General features: G+C 47.6%; 12 protein-coding genes. 11 read left to right on the top strand and 1 reads right to left on the bottom strand.

What is annotated here, in order from left to right; translation table 11 throughout:
* Positions 1–2 precede the first annotated feature (2 nt).
* The 10 genes from B3850_RS02200 to tldD all read left to right on the top strand — a co-directional run bounded on the left by B3850_RS02200 (position 3) and on the right by tldD (position 16539).
* Positions 3–3890, top strand: a complete 3888-nt coding sequence (locus tag B3850_RS02200) for a DUF6701 domain-containing protein (RefSeq protein ID WP_286911312.1) — start codon at positions 3–5, stop codon at positions 3888–3890.
* A gap of 197 nt (positions 3891–4087) precedes the next feature.
* Positions 4088–5947 (top strand): formylglycine-generating enzyme family protein, encoded by a 1860-nt coding sequence (locus tag B3850_RS02195; RefSeq protein WP_286911311.1) that lies wholly within the window; start codon positions 4088–4090, stop codon positions 5945–5947.
* Positions 5948–6007: 60 nt separating this feature from the next.
* The gene (locus B3850_RS02190; RefSeq protein WP_273269261.1) at positions 6008–7051 is read left to right on the top strand and encodes a rod shape-determining protein; all 1044 of its coding nucleotides are present in this window, start codon (positions 6008–6010) and stop codon (positions 7049–7051) included.
* Positions 7052–7054: 3 nt separating this feature from the next.
* A complete protein-coding gene (gene mreC / locus B3850_RS02185; protein WP_286911310.1) occupies positions 7055–7909 on the top strand; it encodes a rod shape-determining protein MreC in 855 nt (284 codons plus the stop codon).
* Entirely contained in the window at positions 7906–8391 is a 486-nt protein-coding gene (gene mreD / locus B3850_RS02180) for a rod shape-determining protein MreD (RefSeq protein ID WP_286874537.1), read from the top strand. Before mreC ends, mreD begins: the two co-directional genes overlap by 4 nt.
* Positions 8391–8975 (top strand): Maf family protein, encoded by a 585-nt coding sequence (locus B3850_RS02175; protein ID WP_286874535.1) that lies wholly within the window; start codon positions 8391–8393, stop codon positions 8973–8975. The genes mreD and B3850_RS02175 overlap by 1 nt, the downstream gene beginning before the upstream one ends.
* A gap of 1 nt (position 8976) precedes the next feature.
* Positions 8977–10443, top strand: coding sequence for a ribonuclease G (gene rng, locus B3850_RS02170; protein ID WP_058576773.1), 1467 nt, complete (start codon positions 8977–8979; stop codon positions 10441–10443).
* Positions 10444–10447: 4 nt separating this feature from the next.
* Positions 10448–14338: a YhdP family protein gene (locus B3850_RS02165; protein ID WP_286874532.1), complete on the top strand. Its 3891-nt coding sequence runs from the start codon at positions 10448–10450 to the stop codon at positions 14336–14338.
* Positions 14289–15131 carry a carbon-nitrogen hydrolase family protein gene (locus B3850_RS02160; RefSeq protein WP_286874530.1) on the top strand — a complete coding sequence of 281 codons (843 nt, stop codon included), beginning with the start codon at positions 14289–14291 and terminating at the stop codon, positions 15129–15131. Before B3850_RS02165 ends, B3850_RS02160 begins: the two co-directional genes overlap by 50 nt.
* The gene (gene tldD / locus B3850_RS02155; protein ID WP_286874529.1) at positions 15118–16539 is read left to right on the top strand and encodes a metalloprotease TldD; all 1422 of its coding nucleotides are present in this window, start codon (positions 15118–15120) and stop codon (positions 16537–16539) included. Before B3850_RS02160 ends, tldD begins: the two co-directional genes overlap by 14 nt.
* Here tldD and yjgA read toward each other — a convergent pair whose 3' ends face one another.
* On the bottom strand, positions 16540–17073 hold the full coding sequence (yjgA, locus tag B3850_RS02150; protein ID WP_058576776.1) for a ribosome biogenesis factor YjgA: 534 nt from the start codon (positions 17071–17073) through the stop codon (positions 16540–16542).
* Between the two features lie 86 nt (positions 17074–17159).
* Between yjgA and pmbA the strand changes: the two genes are divergently transcribed.
* A complete protein-coding gene (pmbA, locus tag B3850_RS02145; RefSeq protein WP_286911322.1) occupies positions 17160–18473 on the top strand; it encodes a metalloprotease PmbA in 1314 nt (437 codons plus the stop codon).
* The last annotated feature ends 1 nt before the right edge of the window (position 18474 follow it).

Here is an 18474-nt window from a genome sequence, read left to right as displayed (position 1 = left end):
TTATGTTGAAGCGGATGCTCCTCTCTATTGCCTGTGTCTTGGCGTTATTCTCTACCGACGTGAATGCTAAGACCTATCAGTTACCAGGTGATGACCTACCAAACTGTGATAAAAACGGTAATAACTATACCTGCTCTGGCAACCTTTCTTTTGATGAGGACGATAAGCTTGTTATATCTGGCGGAGCTCAGGTTGTTATAAATGTCACCGGAAATGTATCAGCAGATAAAGGCGTCGAAATTAATAAGGGGGGGAACCCATTAAATTTAATATTTGACCTGACAGGAAACTTCAAAGCGTCTAAGAGTATCACTTTTAACGGCAATATTGACAGTGATGGACATATTACTTTTAAAAAAAGTAGCAAGATAACAGGCAACTTAACGGCAGTTGGGAAGGTCACCATAGAGAAAGATTCAGAACTCACTGGAAATATAGTGGCTGGTGACAAAGTAAGCATCAATAAAAACGTGACAATAGACGGAAACATTAATGCTGAAGCGAAAGTTAAGATTGATAAAGACAGTGTTGTCACAGGGTATGTGAACGCACCAGATGTTTCCGGTGATGGAAATGTTCAAGGAGACATCTGCGATATTAACGACAATATAGGCCCCTGCTCAGGTTCTCCTGGAACTCCCGAAATACAACCTATAGGTTACTGGTATTTTGATGAGCTGAATTGGAATGGTAATGCTGGCGAAGTCGTCGACCAATCAGGTAATAACTATAATGGTCAGGCGCTGCGTAATGCGTCAACCTCTGGGTTCTCACCCGCTATCGATGCTGACCTTGGCACCTGCCGGTATGGCAGGTTTAGTGGTGACAATGTTGTTCAAGTGCCAAACGCGACAGAAATAAGTCAAGCCGACTCCATATCTATAGCTTTTTGGTTTAAAGGTGATGCGAGTTTACAGAACCAAAGCGAGAGTTATCAGACACTGCTAATGGTTGGCAACGGACCGACGGAATCCTCTGCTGGGCGCTTTGAAGTTTATCGACAAGACACGTCAGATGGCGGTGGTATCTACTTCGAAATTCGCCGAAGTAATGGCACTATTGTGAATGTCGAAGCCGGCAACCAGTCAGAGGGCGGTTCGCAATTACTGGATGATACATGGCATCACTTCGCTGCGACGTACAGTAGAGATAACAGACAACTTCAACTTTTTATCGATGGGAACCGGATAGATCAACGCTCATTTAATGAGGAACTTGACTTAAATAGCGTTAGTAACAATTTGTTTATAGGTGGACAATCAACCGCGTCTAATAGTTTTTATGGTGAGTTAGATGAGGTGTTTATCAGTGATGAGGTCATGTCGACCGACGATGTCTTGAACTTAATGTTGACGACGCGTCCTTGTGCCGACAATAGACCACAATGTTCCGCTGTTTGGCCACAAGGCTTTAGCCCATTCAATGCTACGCCGTCACCTTTCGACTTACCTGACCGGGCCAGAAGCTCGCAGCTACCGAATGCGTTACAGCCAACAGATTATTTACGGGTTGGCGATTTTGGTGATGTTGGCGCTAATTACTCGACGAACGGACAAACCTCCAGAGTTTATATTGATGGTGATTTAACCATTCAGTCCGGACGTCGAATTAATATGGCGGGTGAGGCGAATGAGCTCATTTTGATAGTTACTGGGGACTTATATTTAGAACGAAATGTTGAGATTAACGGGTTCATATACGTAAGCGGAAATCTGTTTTTTGAGCGAAGCTTTTGGTGGTGGAATAGAAGTCGTATCGAGGGTGGTCTGAGTCTTGATGGGCAAGCATCCGCTTATGGTTTCTTTGGTTTTTTTGCGCCTAGCATTGAGTATCGTTCACCAGCCGAGCCACTCGACGGCGGCAGCTTTTGTAATGCGGGAGATGTTGACCCACCGGTAACGGCGCCTCATCACTATCGTTTATCGTACGCGAGTCCAGTACTGACCTGCGAAGCGGCAGACGTAACCGTTGAAGCGTGCGCTGACGCGTCTTGCTCAAGTTACTCTTCAGTTTCCAGCTCCGTGTTTTTGTCAGACAGCGCAGGGAATTGGAGTCAAAACCCAGTCGCTGCGTCCCCAGTTTCAACTACGCAGTTAAGCCAAACCGAAGCGGACACTTACACGCTTGCCATAGACGACATACAAACCACACCGGGAGCGCTGAATCCGACTCAGTGCTATGCGAATGGAAACTTCAATTCCGACTGTTCCATTACCTTTAATGATACCGGCCTCAAATTTGATTCTATCGGTACGCAAACATCAGGTGATAGCTTTCTCACTAACTTATCGGTTGTACGGACGAACGACAACACGCGAGCGTGTGAGGTGATTGCAGAACAAATTAGCCAGGTAGACATGGGAATGCATTGCGTTAACCCAGGCAGTTGCAGTGATTTTAGTGAGTTTCCCTATGCGCGAATGTCTATTGATCAGGCGCTTATTAATGAGCTTCAGGAGGATGGTTCAGGTAGCTTTACCGGTTGGGCTCCAGTAACCTCCAATTTTCAGGCAGGCCAGCAAGCGTTAGAAGTTCAGTACGGTGACACGGGTAAAGTGAGCTTACGGGCAAAAGCGCAGCTACCGAACGGCAAAGTGATTGAAGGCGTGTCCAATGAGTTTGTTTACAAGCCGGCAAGCATCGGCATGGAAACGGTGAGTACGTATAGCGGGGATATTCTAGCGAAAGCCGGAGAGCCATTCTTCGTGGCATTGCAGGCATTAAATTCTGGTGAGCAGGTTACGCCAAACTTTGGGCGTGAAACACCGCAGGAGTCACTGGATCTGGCGGTGGTGGTTGACGCTGTCGCTCCTGCTGAAGTGAATGGCGAACTCGATAACAGCGCTAGTTTCAGTGCTCAGAGTGTTGGAAACGTACGTTTTGAAAATGATTCCATTTCATACTCTGAAGTGGGCAGTGCGAAAGTCACCGCGAAGGTAGCGGACGCCAACTATTTAGGCGCTGGTTCTGTTACAACCGAGCATATTCTCGGGCGATTTATTCCCTACGAGTTTGAGCCTTTAACGGCTGAATTCGATGGAGCCTGCACTGATTTTTACTACATGGGGCAGGCTCAACCTATCGTTCTGTCAGCGCAAGCGGTTAATGCCTCCGGAGAGCTGACTCTAAATTACACCGGATCATTAGCAAAAGCGACGCCGCTATTTTACGCCTATGATTCGTCTGGGAATCAACTTGTTGATCACACAGTCAGTTATGACGGGGTTTGGGAGTGGGGTGACGGTGTAGGCCAGTTTACAGGGAACGCTTCAGTATCGGTTTCTCGTTTAAGTTCGGGGCAACCCGATGGCCCGTTCAGAGACTATATTCTGGGATGGCAGTTAGATGACCAGGAAGACGGGAACTTTTACTCAACGCTTCAAAATAGTGATTTGTCGGCTTCTTACGGTGCTGCGGAGTTAGACTCAGCAAACCTTTACTATGGTCGTTTGAATCTTCAGGACACATACGCCGCAATGGATGATGTCATGCCAATTGCTGGCGCAGTGGAATATTGGGAGAGCGGGGAATTTTATGCAAACGACGCCGATAACTGTACGACTGTTGATAGAAGCGCTGTAAGCTTGCTCGATGAATCAATGGCAAGTCTGGAGCCAGCACCGACTAACGTAAAACTCACTAACGGTTTGTTAAGCTCGCCGAATAAAGAGATTAACCAGTTATTCAGATGGGTGTCGTCAGGTGCAGAAGATCCTTATTCGTTTATTTTCGAACTCGATGTACCTGATTATCTTAAATATGATTGGCCATACAATGATGGCGAGGTTGAAGACGGTAGTGATTATACTGACAACCCCACAGCCGAAGGTACCTTTGGTATTTACCGAGGACGAGATCGCCAGATTTACTGGCGTGAGTTAGGATGGTAGTATTCTTTTAACGAATAATCGACAATTCGGTGACAATGCCTCTTGCTCTTTTGTTAACAAGCAAATAGCATAAAGCAGAGTTTAAACAAAAAATGCGCGACGTTGACGAACGTTCATTATTATTACAATAACGATAGCGCGATGACGGCTTTGGCTTTTACGCCGCTTTGTTATTTTTTCAAGCTTGGAATGGAAACATGATGCGATTGGCTCGACTGGCCTTAATTATGGCCTCTACATTGACTCTCGCCTCGACGGCTCTTGCTCAGCAAGAGATGACTGTCGAAGAAATTACAAATCAAATTTCGACGCTAGAGAGCGACTTTGAAAACTTTTCCGGTACCGTGAATCAACTTCAGCAAGAAGAGCGGGAGCTAAGGGATAAGTTGCAGAATCTGCGCGAGCGTAATAACGAACTTGAGCAGAAAAGAGAGTCTACCCTGGCGGAAATGAATGACCGCTACCAACGCTTAGTAGAAGACCCCACAATTGATATTGCTGGCGCTCAGGAAGCTTATAAGCAAGCGGTTATGGCTCATCAGCAAAATAAAGAAGACATAAAACAACAAGTCAGCTTGGTGAACCAAAAATCGAAAGAAGTAGAAGAAGCACGGGTTAGCAAACATAGCCTAATTAACGAAATTGAAACGTTAAAAGAGCAAAGAAACATTGCCCGAATCGATCGATTAGAAGACGAGTTCAATCGCACTGGCGATCTTGAAGTGAGTCAGTCGATTAGCTGTGACAGAAATGAGACTCTGGGGCAGTGTGAAAATCGCGGTAAGCTAATGGCAAAGCAAAAAGCGTCCAAGCAATACCTTGATGAAATTCTTGCAAGTTTAAGTGAGTCTTCTCTAGCGCGCGAGAATTTAGAGAAAGCCAGCCCGAATGTCCAAATTTTAGGTTCAAAAACTATTAGTAACGGCTTTAGCGGTGCTGGTAATTACGGTGTTAAGTTAGCGGTAGAGCTTCGTGGTCAGTTACCTCAAAGCCAGGCATGTACACTACTTGGCGTAGACATGCGTTATTGTGCAACGGAGCAACGGCCGGGGGAGTTGCAGGCGGGTGATGAAGAAACGGTTGATAGCTCCGTCATGCACCCGTTAACAATACGCTCAAACGTATATGATGACGAAGTTATCATTGATGGTGTTAGTTATGGTTCGACACCTATCGAAGTTATGTTACCTGGTGGCGAGCACGAAGTTGAAGTCTTGAAGTACGGCTATTCAGCTTATGCGGAAAAAATTCGCCTTAAAGACGCTATGTCTATTCGAGCGGAACTGGAAAAGTCTGAGTACTCATTTACTCGTGGTGAAAAAATTCAGGATATTTTATATCGTGACGTTCGAGGCCCAGAGCTTGTTGTAGTGCCTGCCGGTAAGTTCAAGATGGGTGATTTAATTGGCAATGGCTTACCTAATGAACGCCCAGCGGAAACTCGTGAAATTCCCAATGCATTAGGTATTTCAGATACAGAAATTACCGTTAAGCACTTTAGAGACTTCGTTGAAGACACCGCCTACGTAACCGATGCTGAGAAACGCGGAACTTGTGCAACGCTTAAAAACGGGCGTCCTGAGTTTAATGAAAAACTAAGCTGGAAGAATCCGGGCTACAAACAGTCTGATAACTCACCCGTTGTATGCGTAAGTTACAACGATGCGAAAGCTTATGCTGACTGGCTGACAACGAAAAGCGGTTTTAAATACAGCGTACCAACCGAAGCTGAGTGGGAATATGCCGCTCGTGCTGGAACTGAAACGGACTTTTGGTGGGGTAACGATGTTGGTTTTGGTAAGGCAAACTGCCGCAACTGTGGCTCTGACTGGTCTAATCAACGTCCTGCACCAGTAGCCAGTTTCCACCGTAATCCTTGGGGATTATTTGATACCGTTGGTAATGTCTGGGAGTGGGCGCAAACTGACAACGGTGTCGTTGTGAAAGGCGGTGCGTGGAACTTTACGCCAAGTCTTGCCCGAGTTTCGACAAAAATGGAACTTCCGGCAGATTTCAACTCTAACTACATTGGATTTCGTGTTGTAAGAGCGCAGTAAGTACTTACTGCGCTCTTTGCTGTCACTCTGTTAGCTTTATAAGTAGGGATATACCGCTTCATGTTTAAAAAAATTCGCGGCCTTTTTTCAAACGATTTATCAATTGACCTTGGTACCGCCAACACTCTTATTTACGTTAAAGACGAAGGTATTGTCTTAAATGAGCCTTCGGTTGTTGCTATTCGACAGGAGCGCTCAGGCGGCCCCAAATCGATTGCTGCAGTTGGTTCGGCCGCTAAGCAAATGCTGGGGCGTACACCGGGAAATATTCGTGCTATTCGCCCCATGAAAGACGGCGTTATTGCTGACTTTTATGTGTGTGAAAAAATGCTCCAGTTTTTCATCAAACAAGTGCATGACAGCCATTATTTCCGCCCAAGTCCTCGGGTTTTAGTGTGTGTTCCTTGCGGGTCAACTCAGGTAGAGCGCCGAGCGATTCGTGAGTCGGCTTTAGGCGCCGGAGCTCGTGAAGTCTACTTAATAGATGAGCCTATGGCCGCAGCAATTGGCGCCGGCTTACCTGTGTCAGAAGCTACTGGCTCTATGGTTGTAGACATTGGTGGTGGTACAACAGAAGTTGCGATTATTTCATTGAATGGTGTTGTTTATTCCTCGTCAGTCCGTATTGGTGGCGACAAATTCGATGAAGCTATTATTAGCTATGTGCGCCGTAACTTTGGTGCGCTTATTGGTGACGCGACAGCGGAGCGTATTAAGCATGAAATTGGTTCTGCGTACCCGGGCGAAGAATTGAAAGAAATTGAAGTTCGCGGCCGTAACTTAGCGGAAGGTGTTCCACGTTCATTTACACTGAATAGCAACGAAATTCTAGAAGCTCTGCAAGAGCCTTTGATGGGTATCGTGAGTGCAGTCATGGTTGCGCTAGAACAGTCACCACCAGAGCTGGCATCGGATATCTCAGAGCGCGGCATGGTCCTAACCGGTGGTGGTGCGCTATTGAAAGACTTAGATCGCCTGCTTGTCGAGGAAACAGGTATTCCGGTAATTATTGCTGATGACCCGCTTACGTGTGTAGCTCGCGGTGGGGGTAAAGCATTAGAAATGATAGACATGCACGGTGGTGATTTATTCAGTTATGAGTAAGTCATGAAAACGCTGTTTGTCCGCGGCCCGTCTTTACTCTCCAGGCTAGTGCTCGCACTAGCCTGTTCGTTTCTGCTCATATTTATTGATCATCGGCTGCAAGCTATGCAGCCCGTTCGAGTGTTTTTGAATTCATTAGTTGCTCCGGTTCAGTATTTAGCAATACTGCCTGAACAGCTATTAGATAATTTTTCAGAGTCAGTCAAAACTACTGATCAATTAAGCGCAGAGAACAAAGCGTTAAGGCAACGAATATTAAAGCTTCAGGGTCAACAGCAGCAACTGCAGTTTCTACAAAATGAAAATCGCCGGCTTAGAGAGTTATTAGGCTCAGATGCGCGGGAGTCTGCTCGCCGCATGGTCGCTGAGGTCATTGCAGTGGCGTCCGAACCATTTTCTCAGCAGTTGGTCATTAATAAAGGCACCTTAAGCGGTGTCTATGAGGGCCAGCCAGTGCTCGACAGCAGTGGTATTATTGGGCAAGTGCAGGATGTTGGTGGAAATACTGCTAGGGTGTTACTTATCTCCGACCAAAGCCATGCCATTTCTTTACGCTCGGAAAGAAACGACATTCGCGTGCTCGCTCAGGGTACCGGCGACATAGGTCGGTTAGAACTCATGTTTATACCTCATAGTACAGAGCTGCGAGAAGGCGACTTACTCATGTCTTCAGGGTTGGGCGGAGTATTTCCAGAAGGTTATCCTGTCGCGCGTATTGCCAATATCGTGCGAGACGAGTCACTGCCTTTCGCTACTGTTTTTGCTGATCCGGTGAGCGCTTTGGACAGAGTCAGAAATGTCTTACTGTTATGGCCAAGTGAAAGCGAGCTGCAACCGATTTACGAGGACGATGAATGAAGGTTGTGAAGCCAGGAATAGTGACTTTACTTGTCACCTATGTCATTGCGCTAACATTAATGGTCATGCCCATGCCGGCGACTTTTGACGTGTTCCGTCCGGACTGGGTGACCTTGGTCATGCTTTACTGGATTATTGCTTTGCCACACCGCGTCAGCATAGGAACCGCGCTTATTCTTGGTGTATTAAGCGATGTATTACTTGGCTCTATTGTTGGTGTTCACGCACTTGGCATGGTCGTTGTTGCCTATCTTGCGGCCAGAAACTTTCAACGCCTTAGAAATTTTGCATTGATTCAGCAAGCTGTTGTTATTGCCGTTCTTATACTGTTAAAGCGGTTTATCGTTTTTGAAGCCAATGTATTCCTACATGACGCTGAGTTTACTTTCTCCTATTTTTGGCCGGTACTTACCTCGGCGGTTTTTTGGCTCTGGGTATTTCCGTTATTACGAAAAGTACGCCGTCAGTTTGGAGTGTCATAATGCGCATTGTCCTGGCGTCTTCGTCCCCCCGCCGACGTGAACTCTTACACTATCTGCATCGACCATTCGACTGCGATGTGCCCGATATAGAAGAAAGTCGCGCTAATGGTGAAGACCCCGAAGACTACGTATTACGGCTAGCAAACGACAAAGCCTTAGCCGTTGCTAAACGACAGTCTGATGAATGTTTGGTCATTGGCTCAGACACACTGATTCGATGCGACCAAGACGTCATGGAAAAGCCGTTGGATTTTGAGCATTTCCGAAAAATGATGCGTCAATTGTCTGGACGTACCCACGATGTGCTGACATCGGTTGCCGTTTGCCACTGGAGTGGGCAGTGTTTAGTGGCGAGTGAGTCAGCACTTATTACTACGAAAGTTGAGTTCGCCGCATTGGCAGACGACGATATAGAGAGTTATTGGGCAACTGGCGAGCCACAAGATAAAGCCGGTGGTTATGGTATTCAGGGCTACGGCGGCAAATACGTAAAGCGCATTGAAGGTAGCTACTTTGCGGTGGTTGGCTTACCCTTATATGAAACAGAGCAATTACTTCGCATGTTCGAAGTAACAGGTGGTTGAGATGAGCGTTGAAGTTCTTATGAACGTCACCCCGACAGAAACGCGGGTGGTTCTTGTTGAAAACGGTATTTTGCAGGAAGTTCATATTGAGCGGCAGGCGAAACGTGGTCTGGTGGGGAATATCTACATGGGCAAGGTGTCTCGTGTTTTGCCGGGCATGCAGGCGGCGTTCATCGATATTGGTTTAGATAAAGCCGCCTTCTTACACGCATCCGACATTGTCGTGCAAGTTGATGGTGACGACATACCTCAGCCGGATCGCCCGGAAAGAAGCATTACCGAGCTGGTTCATCAAGGGCAGCAAATTATGGTGCAGGTTGTCAAAGACCCCTTAGGCACTAAAGGGGCGCGGCTAACGACGGACATTACATTACCGTCCCGTTACCTGGTGTTTATGCCGAAAAGTGACCATGTGGGTGTTTCACAGCGTATTGAAGAAGGTGAAGAACGAGATCGCCTCAAGGAAATTGCGGAATCGGTCAGCACTGACGACGGTAAGTTTATCGTTCGTACTGCGGCGGAAGGCGCGTCCGAACAGTCATTAAAAAGCGACGCAGACTTCCTTTTCCGGCTTTGGGAAAAAATTAAAACGCGCAAGAAAAGTCAGCGTAAAGTTGGCATGCTGTACGAAGACCTGAACCTGTCCTGCCGTGTGTTACGAGACTTTGTCGGTGAAGAAATAGAGCGCATTAGGGTCGACTCAAAAGTCACTTTTGACACTCTCAAAACCTTTACGAAAGACTTTATTCCAGAATTAACCAGTGTACTTGAATACTACACTGGGGACCGGCCTATTTTCGATTTGTTCGATATTGAAAATGAAATGCAGCGCGCGCTCGATCGCCGTGTTGATTTAAAATCCGGCGGATCGTTGATTATTGATCAAACCGAGGCGATGACCACTATTGATATCAATACCGGTGCTTTTGTTGGTCACAGAAACCTCGAAGAAACCATATTCAACACCAACATAGAAGCAACGCAGGCAATTGCCCGGCAGCTACGACTGCGTAATTTGGGCGGTATTATCATTATCGATTTCATCGATATGCGCGACGAAGAGCATAAACGTCGGGTTTTACATAGCCTTGAGCTTGCCTTGTCTAAAGACCGGGCAAAAACCACTATTAACGGTTTTACCACGCTGGGGCTTGTTGAGATGACTCGTAAGCGCACCCGCGAGAGTCTCGAACATGTGCTGTGCTCGGAATGCCCGGTTTGCCAGGGGCGCGGCACCATGAAAACAGTAGAAACCGTCTGCTATGAAATTATGCGAGAGATTGTCCGGGTACATAAAGCCTATGAGGCCGATAAGTTCGTTGTGTACGCGTCAGCTAAAGTCAGCGATGCCTTAGTCAACGAAGAATCTCATGCATTGGCTGAACTTGAACTGTTTGTTTCACGTCAAATTACAGTACAGACCGAACCTCTGTATAATCAAGAGCAATTTGACGTGGTAATGATGTAGGTTAATGCGAGCACTGTCCTGGGTATTAAAAAAACTATGGCTACTACTGGCTATTGCGCTGGTATTGGTTGCTGTTGCTCTGAGCTTGCTCCGTTACAGTCTGCCCTACCTTCCCGATTTAACTCAACCTCTTGAGAACGAGCTGGAAGCGCGTTTCCAGCAACCCGTTAGTATCAGCGACTTGTCCATGGCCTGGACGCAGCAAGGTCCATCTGTTGTGCTCGAGAATTTATCGTTGTCAGCAGACGACAACGCCAAAGTGAAGTTCAAAGTTGCCGAAGTGCATGTGGTTTTGAATTTTTGGCAGAGCATTGTTCAACAGCAATTTGTGGCCGATGAGTTTATTCTGGACAACGCCAATGTTGCTATTGATCTTCGCCAGTTAAACGATGTTTCGGGTGATGACACCTTCGATATCGATAACCTTAGTGAGCTTTTCCTACATCAGCTTGAAAAATTCTCGATTCATCAGGGGCAGGTGTTTTTAACGAACTTACGAGGGGTTACTCGACGTATTGATCTTGAGCGTTTGTCTTGGGTCAACGAAGGGGCCCGGCACCGCGCGGTTGGCAGTCTTAGAATGGATGACTTTGCGACGAACGCACTGGATGTCATTGTCGACCTTAAGGGGGATACGTGGTCGGACTTAACCGGTCAGTTTTATGTTAATGCACAAAACATCGATATCAGCCCTTGGTTAGAAGAGCGGTTGGGTGATATCGATGTACAGCAATCCGATGTCAATTTTACGGGCTGGTTGGATATTCAAAACGGGGAGCTGTTCGAAGGACTTCTGCAGCTTCGTCAGAACCGTATTACATGGAAGTATAAAGGCGTTGAGCAAGCGCACTGGTTAGATATTCCCGGTGGAAAAGTGATTTTAAGGCCGCAAGAGAATGGCTGGTTAATGAATAGCCTGCCAATGACTCTGAACTCTTCGGCTGGCAGTGTTCGGGTTCCCAGAATCGCTTGGCAGAATGAGAATAATATTCACGATATTAGTGTATCGAATGTCGATGTAGATAATGCTACGTCGCTGTTAACACTGCTTCCGTTTACTTCGGAAGAAACAAGTCAATGGATTAAAAGAACAGGTATCAGCGGCCAGGTTGATGGTCAATATCGGCTACACCCTATTGTAGGAAGCCAATGGCGTGTCGATGGTAAAGGGTTATCTATTGAAGGTAGTAATAACACCCCCAGCGTGAGCGGCCTGCGCATGAGTGTCAGTCAAATAAGCAGCAAAGCTCAATGGCGTTTGTATGGCACGGATGTTTCTTTGGCGAGTAGGCATCTGTCCCCTGAACAGGCGTGGGCCATCAATGAGCTGGACTTGTCCGGGTCATGGGTGGCGGATGATAATGGATGGTCTATTTCGTTAACGAAAACACTGGCACAAATAAATGATTTAAAACTCGCTGGAAATGCTCAGTTATCGTCAAGTAGCGCTTCAGGCAAACCACATATCAACTCATTTTTTTACTCGACAGCACCGTTTTCAGTCGAAACTGCCCGTGAGCTATTGCCTCAGGCAATGGGTAAAGGTGTACAAAGTTACTTGTCCGAAGCCTTGCAAAAAGGGCAATTAGAAGGACTTGAAGCTGTGTGGCGTGGCGATATTGATAGCTTCGCCAGTGACGGTTTTGAATCAGTGTTTAATGCCCGGGTGGGCTTTGAATCATTAAATTTTAAGTTCCAGTCCGACTGGTTAGCGCTTGAGAATACTCCTATTCATTTAGACTTTTATCAGAACAGCTTATTCATGCACGCCAAGACGGGAAGTATTGGTTCAGCTCGTGTCGATAATGTTTCTGCACAGATCCCGAACCTCACCGATGGTAGCGTTGGTTTACAGATACAGGCGCAAGCGTCGGGAGAAGCCCAGCAAGTTTATGAGGTTTTCCAAAACTCTCCGTTGGACTCAGTAACTGAAACCTTTAATCAGCTGAATCCGGAGGGTAAGGTCACGGGTCGTATGGAGCTCGACATTCCGTTCGATGAGTCGCGTGAGGTTGGTGTCTTTGTGGAAGCACCGCTTTCCGGTGTTCAGGTAACAATTGATGCAATAAAGCAAGAATTTAACGTTAAACAGGGCGTTTTAACGATTAACAACGCCAACGTCAGCACCTCTGACTTAGTCATGAATTGGTATGGTATGCCGGTGACGGCGTCTGTTAATGGAGATGAGAGCCGCCAAGGTTATGAGCTGGCCATTCAAACGGCACTAGACTGGCAAACGGAGCCACTGTTTAAGCAATTTCCTTATGACCAGTGGGAAGAGTTTTTCTATGGAGCCGTCAATGGTGAAAGCCGCGTGGTTTTGCGTTTCGCTGGTGATAACTTCAATGTGGAGGCTGATGGTCAATACGACTTAACCGGCTTAGAAACCTATTTACCGGCACCTTTACAAAAGAGCTTTGGCGAAGGTTGGCAGTTCCGTTTCTCTTTAAACGGACAGAATGACGACTATGCGATAACGGGTAACATTGATGATCGAGCAAATTTTGAAGGGGAGTGGCAACTCGATAACGCAGGCTGGCAGAAGGCCACGTTAACGGTTGGCAATGACAATGAAACGGACGATATAGGTCGTGGCTTTGCTGTGTTAGCTCAGTTGGATGAGGCGGATATCGGTCGTTGGTATTCTCTTATTTATGCATTGGCGGGTGGAGAGTCGTCCTCCGAGCCCGCCAGCTCTGCAAGCAACCCTTGGTTACCCGACTCGATACACGTGTCGACCCCTAACCTGAAATGGGCAGAGCAAAGCTTTGGTGCCGCCGATGTACGCAGTTGGCCAGAGCAGAATAAATGGCAGGTGCAGGTGAACTCTGACAAAGCGGTGCTGAACGTCGGTATTCCTAAAGAGTTTATGAACGAGGGTATTGATGTCAGAGCAGATTACCTGGTGCTATCGACTGATATTGAACTGCCAGAATCCGAGGGCGACGACGAGTCTAAGTGGAACTGGCTTGGAAAAGTGCCACCGGTAACGGTCAACTGTCGCAGCTGTAGAATTAACGAACACAACCTGGGGGAAGTCGATTTAGCCATCTCTCCAATAGAGGCTACGCCGCAGGTTAAAGGCTTTACCATTGACCGCCTAAACGTGACCCGAAATGGAGATAGCATTCAGGCAAACGGAGTTTGGCGTTATGAAAATGAGCAGGCATATAGCGAGTTAAATGGCCGCTTGAATACCAGTGACTTAGGTGAGCTATTGCGCCAATTTGGCATAGAAACCGCAATACGCGACAGCTCTGCGAATATTGAATTTGATTTAAGCTGGGATGACCACCTGCATCAACCAAGCTGGCCGTCGCTAGATGGCGAAATTTCCTGGTCGTTAGGTAAAGGGTATCTTGCCGAAGTAAGCGACGGTGGTGCGAGGATATTCTCGATACTGAGTTTGGATAGTATTCTGCGTAAGCTCACTTTGGACTTCCGTGACATATTTTCGCAGGGTATGTTTTTTACTGAGTTATCGGGGAGTGCCGCTATCGAAGACGGCGTTGCTCAAACCGATGATGCTCGGTTACTTGGCTCCGCTGGTGATATGGATATTCGTGGCTGGACAGACATGGCAAGTGGTGAGTTGAATTATAACCTGACGTACGCGCCCAAAGTGACCTCGAGTTTGCCGGTTATTCTGGCCTGGATGGTCAATCCTCCCAGCGGATTGGCGGCGTTGCTTATCGATAAAGTACTGCATGACGCCAAAGTCATTTCGAAATTACGCTATGAAGTGACCGGAACCATAGATAATCCGGTTGTTCGGGAAATAGAGCGTGACAGTCGCCCCGTTGATTTGCCAGAATTGGAGGAAGACTCAACTGATTCAGAGGTGAATGATGAAGAAGGTGCAACTGACCGCAGTGCAAATGAGCAGCCGCTCTAAACCTGAAGACAACCTCGACATTGTCAAAAAGCTTCTCAACAATCTCCCGTCTTCCAATCAGCCTCATTTAGTGGTCCTTCCTGAAGCTTTTGTTTGCTTCGGCGCTGGTGACAGAGCGCAACTGGATATGGCTGAAAAATACAAAGATGGCGCTGTGCAAAGGGAGCTCTCTTCGCTCGCGAAGCAGCACGGCGTGTATTTGATTGGCGGTACCATTCCTATTGACACGGGTGAACGCTTTTCAGCCGCATCGTTAATGTATTCGCCAACCGGAGAGCTTATAGCCCGTTACGACAAAATACATTTGTTTGACGTAGATGTGGCGGACAACACCAAACAATACCGTGAATCAAAATGGACGAAGCCGGGGACGGAAGTGGTCGCAGTAGACACGGACTGTGGTGTTGTCGGTATGTCAGTGTGTTATGATCTTCGCTTTCCGGAATTGTTCAGAGCGCTGCGTCAGGCAGGCGCCAATATTATTGCTTTGCCGTCCGGTTTTACTCGGGTGACGGGCGAAGCGCACTGGCACGCATTGGTTAGAGCGAGGGCGATTGAACAACAAGCCTACGTGGTAGCGCCAAATCAGGTTGGTGTGCATGATAACGGACGCGAGACATACGGGCATTCCATTATTGTCAGCCCCTGGGGTGAAATTTTAGCGGAACAGGCAAAAGGTGAAGGCATTATTTCGGTCGAAGTCGACTTAGATAGAACCGAAGAAATACGTCAACAAATGCCGGTCGCCAAACAAAATCAATTTGAGGTAGTAAATATACATGACACTAAATGATTATTCGTTGTCTGAGAGCGATATTAGTAAAGCGTTGGCAACGTTATACAGCGGTACAATTGATTTTGCAGACATTTATCTGCAACACAGTGTCAATGAATCCTGGGTGCTGGAAGACGGCATCATTAAAAATGGCGCATTCCATATTGAAACCGGTATGGGCGTTCGAGCGGTGCAGGGCGAGAAAACTGGCTTTGCTTACGCTGATGAAATTACACTGGAAGCGCTTAAGCGCACCAGTGAAGCTGCCCGCGGTATTGCCCGTCAGGGACAGAGTAAGTCGGTAGCGGCGTTACAGTCTGTGCAGGCCGCATCACGATATGAAGGCATTAATCCTTTAAATACGCTGTCGGAAGATGAAAAAATTGAGCTGTTAAAACAGACTGATGCTCATGCGCGTGCGCAGGACAGCCGAGTGTCGCAAGTGGTTGTCAGTTTAAGTGGCAGTTATGACGATGTACTGGTTGCTGCGACAGATGGCACCTTTGCTACCGATAAGCGCCCGCTTATTCGTTTGAACTGCTCTGTTATTGCGGAGCAAAACGGTCGTCGTGAGCGCGGTAGCGCCGGTGGTGGAGCGCGCGTTGGTTACGAATTTTTTATTGAAGACACAAACGGCAGTACCCGTTGGAAGCACTTCGCCGAAGAGGCGGTTCGCCAGGCGCTGGTGAATTTAGAAGCGCGCCCGGCACCTGCAGGTAACATGCCTGTCGTTTTAGGGGCAGGTTGGCCTGGAGTGTTACTGCATGAGGCGGTTGGTCATGGACTGGAAGGAGACTTTAACCGTAAAGGGTCGTCAGCTTACTCTGGTCGTGTGGGTGAAAAAGTGGCGTCAGAGCTGTGTACTATTGTTGATGACGGCACTATGAATGACCGTCGTGGCTCTATGACCATAGACGACGAGGGAACACCGAGTGGTTACAATGTTCTGATTGAGAATGGCCGCCTACGTGGTTATATGCAGGATAAAATGAACGCGCGTCTAATGAAGCAAAGCGTCACCGGTAATGGTCGCCGGGAAAGCTTTGCTCATTTACCCATGCCTCGTATGACGAATACTTATATGTTGCCGGGCGAAAGTACGCCGGATGAGATTATCAGCAGTGTCAAAAAGGGCATTTATGCGCCTCAGTTTGCCGGCGGACAAGTCGACATAACCTCAGGGCAGTTTGTGTTTTCAGCGTCAGAGGCTTACTTAATTGAAAACGGTAAAATTACCGCGCCAATAAAAGGGGCTACTTTAATTGGAAACGGACCTGATGCTATGTCACAGGTTTCTATGGTTGGCAATGACCTGGAGCTGGACGCAGGCGTTGGTGTTTGTGGTAAGGACGGTCAAAGTGTTCCTGTTGGTGTTGGACAACCAACCTTGAAACTAGACTCAATGACCGTTGGTGGCACGGAATAATTAAAGGATAACGCTGCGCAGATAAACAAAAAGCTCGCGAGCCGCCTTAGGTGGTTTTTCCTGGGCTTTTTGCTGCTCAGCTAAGCGCATAAGTTGTCGAATTTTTTGACGATCGGCCTGAGGGTAGTTCTCGATAAAGCTTTGCAAGGCCTCGTCTCCACCGTTGAGGAGCGAGTCCCGGGCGTCTTCGACAGCGTGAAACTTAGTGGTTTCCTGCTGGTGCGCATTACGAAGGTCTGACAGCGCTTGTTCAATGGGCTCAATGTCCCGGGAGCGCATCAGTTTACCAATGAATTGAAGCTGGCGTCGGTAGCCTTCGTGTTTATTACGAATTTTACGAGCCAGTAATACGGCGTCACGAAGCTCATCGTCTAATGGCATGCTCTTTAACTGAGCATCACTGAGCTCGACTAAGTCGGTACCGACCTTTTGTCGCTCTGCCATTTCGCGCTTTTTTTGTGACTTACTGACGAAATCGTCATTGTCATGAGCGTCGACATCAGAGGATGGTTTTTGTGATTTTCGTTTCGACATAATTACAACTCGATTAGCGCTAAAGCCGCTAGTTTAGCAGTGAGGAGAGTTTTTTGATAGTACAACTGGATGACCTTAATAAAGAGATGGGGCAGGTTGAGGCTGCGGTAAAAGAAGCCTTGTCACTGGCGAAGCAAAAAGGAGCCAGTGATGCGGAATGTTCTATTAGCCAAACTTCAGGTATTTCTGTGGGGACTCGTTTGGGTGAGGTCGAGACTGTCGAGTTTAATCAGGACGGCGCGTTAGGTATCACAGTATACCGAGGAAATCAGAAGGGCTCAGCTTCAACTACGGACCTGTCAAAGCACGCTATTGAAGCGGCGGTCGAGAAAGCCTGTGACATTGCTCGTTTCACGTCGCCAGACCCATATAATGGCTTGGCCCCGGCAGAGCTCATGGCAACCGAAATTGCGGACTTAGATTTGTGTCATCCGGGTGACCAAAGCGCCGAATATGCGATTGAGCAAGCGCTTGCGTGCGAGAATCACGCGCTGAATCTCGATGACCGTATTGTGAATTCCGACGGTGCGCACTACGGTAGTCATACCGGCTTTCGCGTTTATGGAAACACACACGACTTTATCGGTGGCTTTCTGCAGTCTCGCCACAACCTGGGCTGTGCGTTAATTGCCCGTGAAGGCGATAAAATGCAGCGGGACATGAGCTACACGGTAGCGAGAAAAACCTCGGACTTGTGGACGCCAGAGAAGGTGGCAGAAGACGCCGCCAATGAAACGTTGTCTCGTCTGGGAGCCAGACAGGTACCAACCGCCAAAGTCCCGGTCATTTTCCGCGCCGATATCGCTGGCAGCTTGTTTGGGCATTTAGTGTCAGCTATTAGTGGTGGCAATTTGTATCGTAAGTCGAGCTTTTTACTCGACCACCTCGGCAAACAGGTGTTGCCAGAGTGGCTGACTATTCAAGAGCGCCCACATATTGTGGGAGGCCTGGCAAGCTCACCCTTTGATGCGGAAGGTCTAAAAACCAAGGACAGAACCATTGTTGATAAGGGAATACTCGAAACCTACCTGTTGACGAGTTACGCGGCTCGTAAAATGGATATGCAACCAACCGGCCATGCAGGCGGCATACATAACTGGCGTGTAAGTCAGCAAGACAACTCGTTGCAGCAGTTGTGTCAGCAAATGGGAACCGGGCTTCTTGTAACAGAGGTTATGGGACAGGGTGTTAATCTGGTCAATGGTGACTACTCACGCGGTGCCGCTGGTTTTTGGGTAGAAAATGGTGAAATTCAATACCCTGTAGAGGAGGTGACTATCGCCGGAAACTTAAAAGATATGCTGGCGAATATAGTTGCTATTGGTAACGATACGGATGAGCGCCATGCGTTGCACACCGGCTCTGTACTTTTAGAGCAAATGAGTGTGGCAGGCCACTAAG

Source organism: Idiomarina sp. UBA4520 (assembly GCF_002388365.1).
Taxonomy (GTDB): Bacteria; Pseudomonadota; Gammaproteobacteria; order Enterobacterales; family Alteromonadaceae; genus Idiomarina; species Idiomarina zobellii.
Note: the sequence above shows the minus strand (reverse complement) of the source record. Positions and strands in the feature narration are given on the sequence as shown.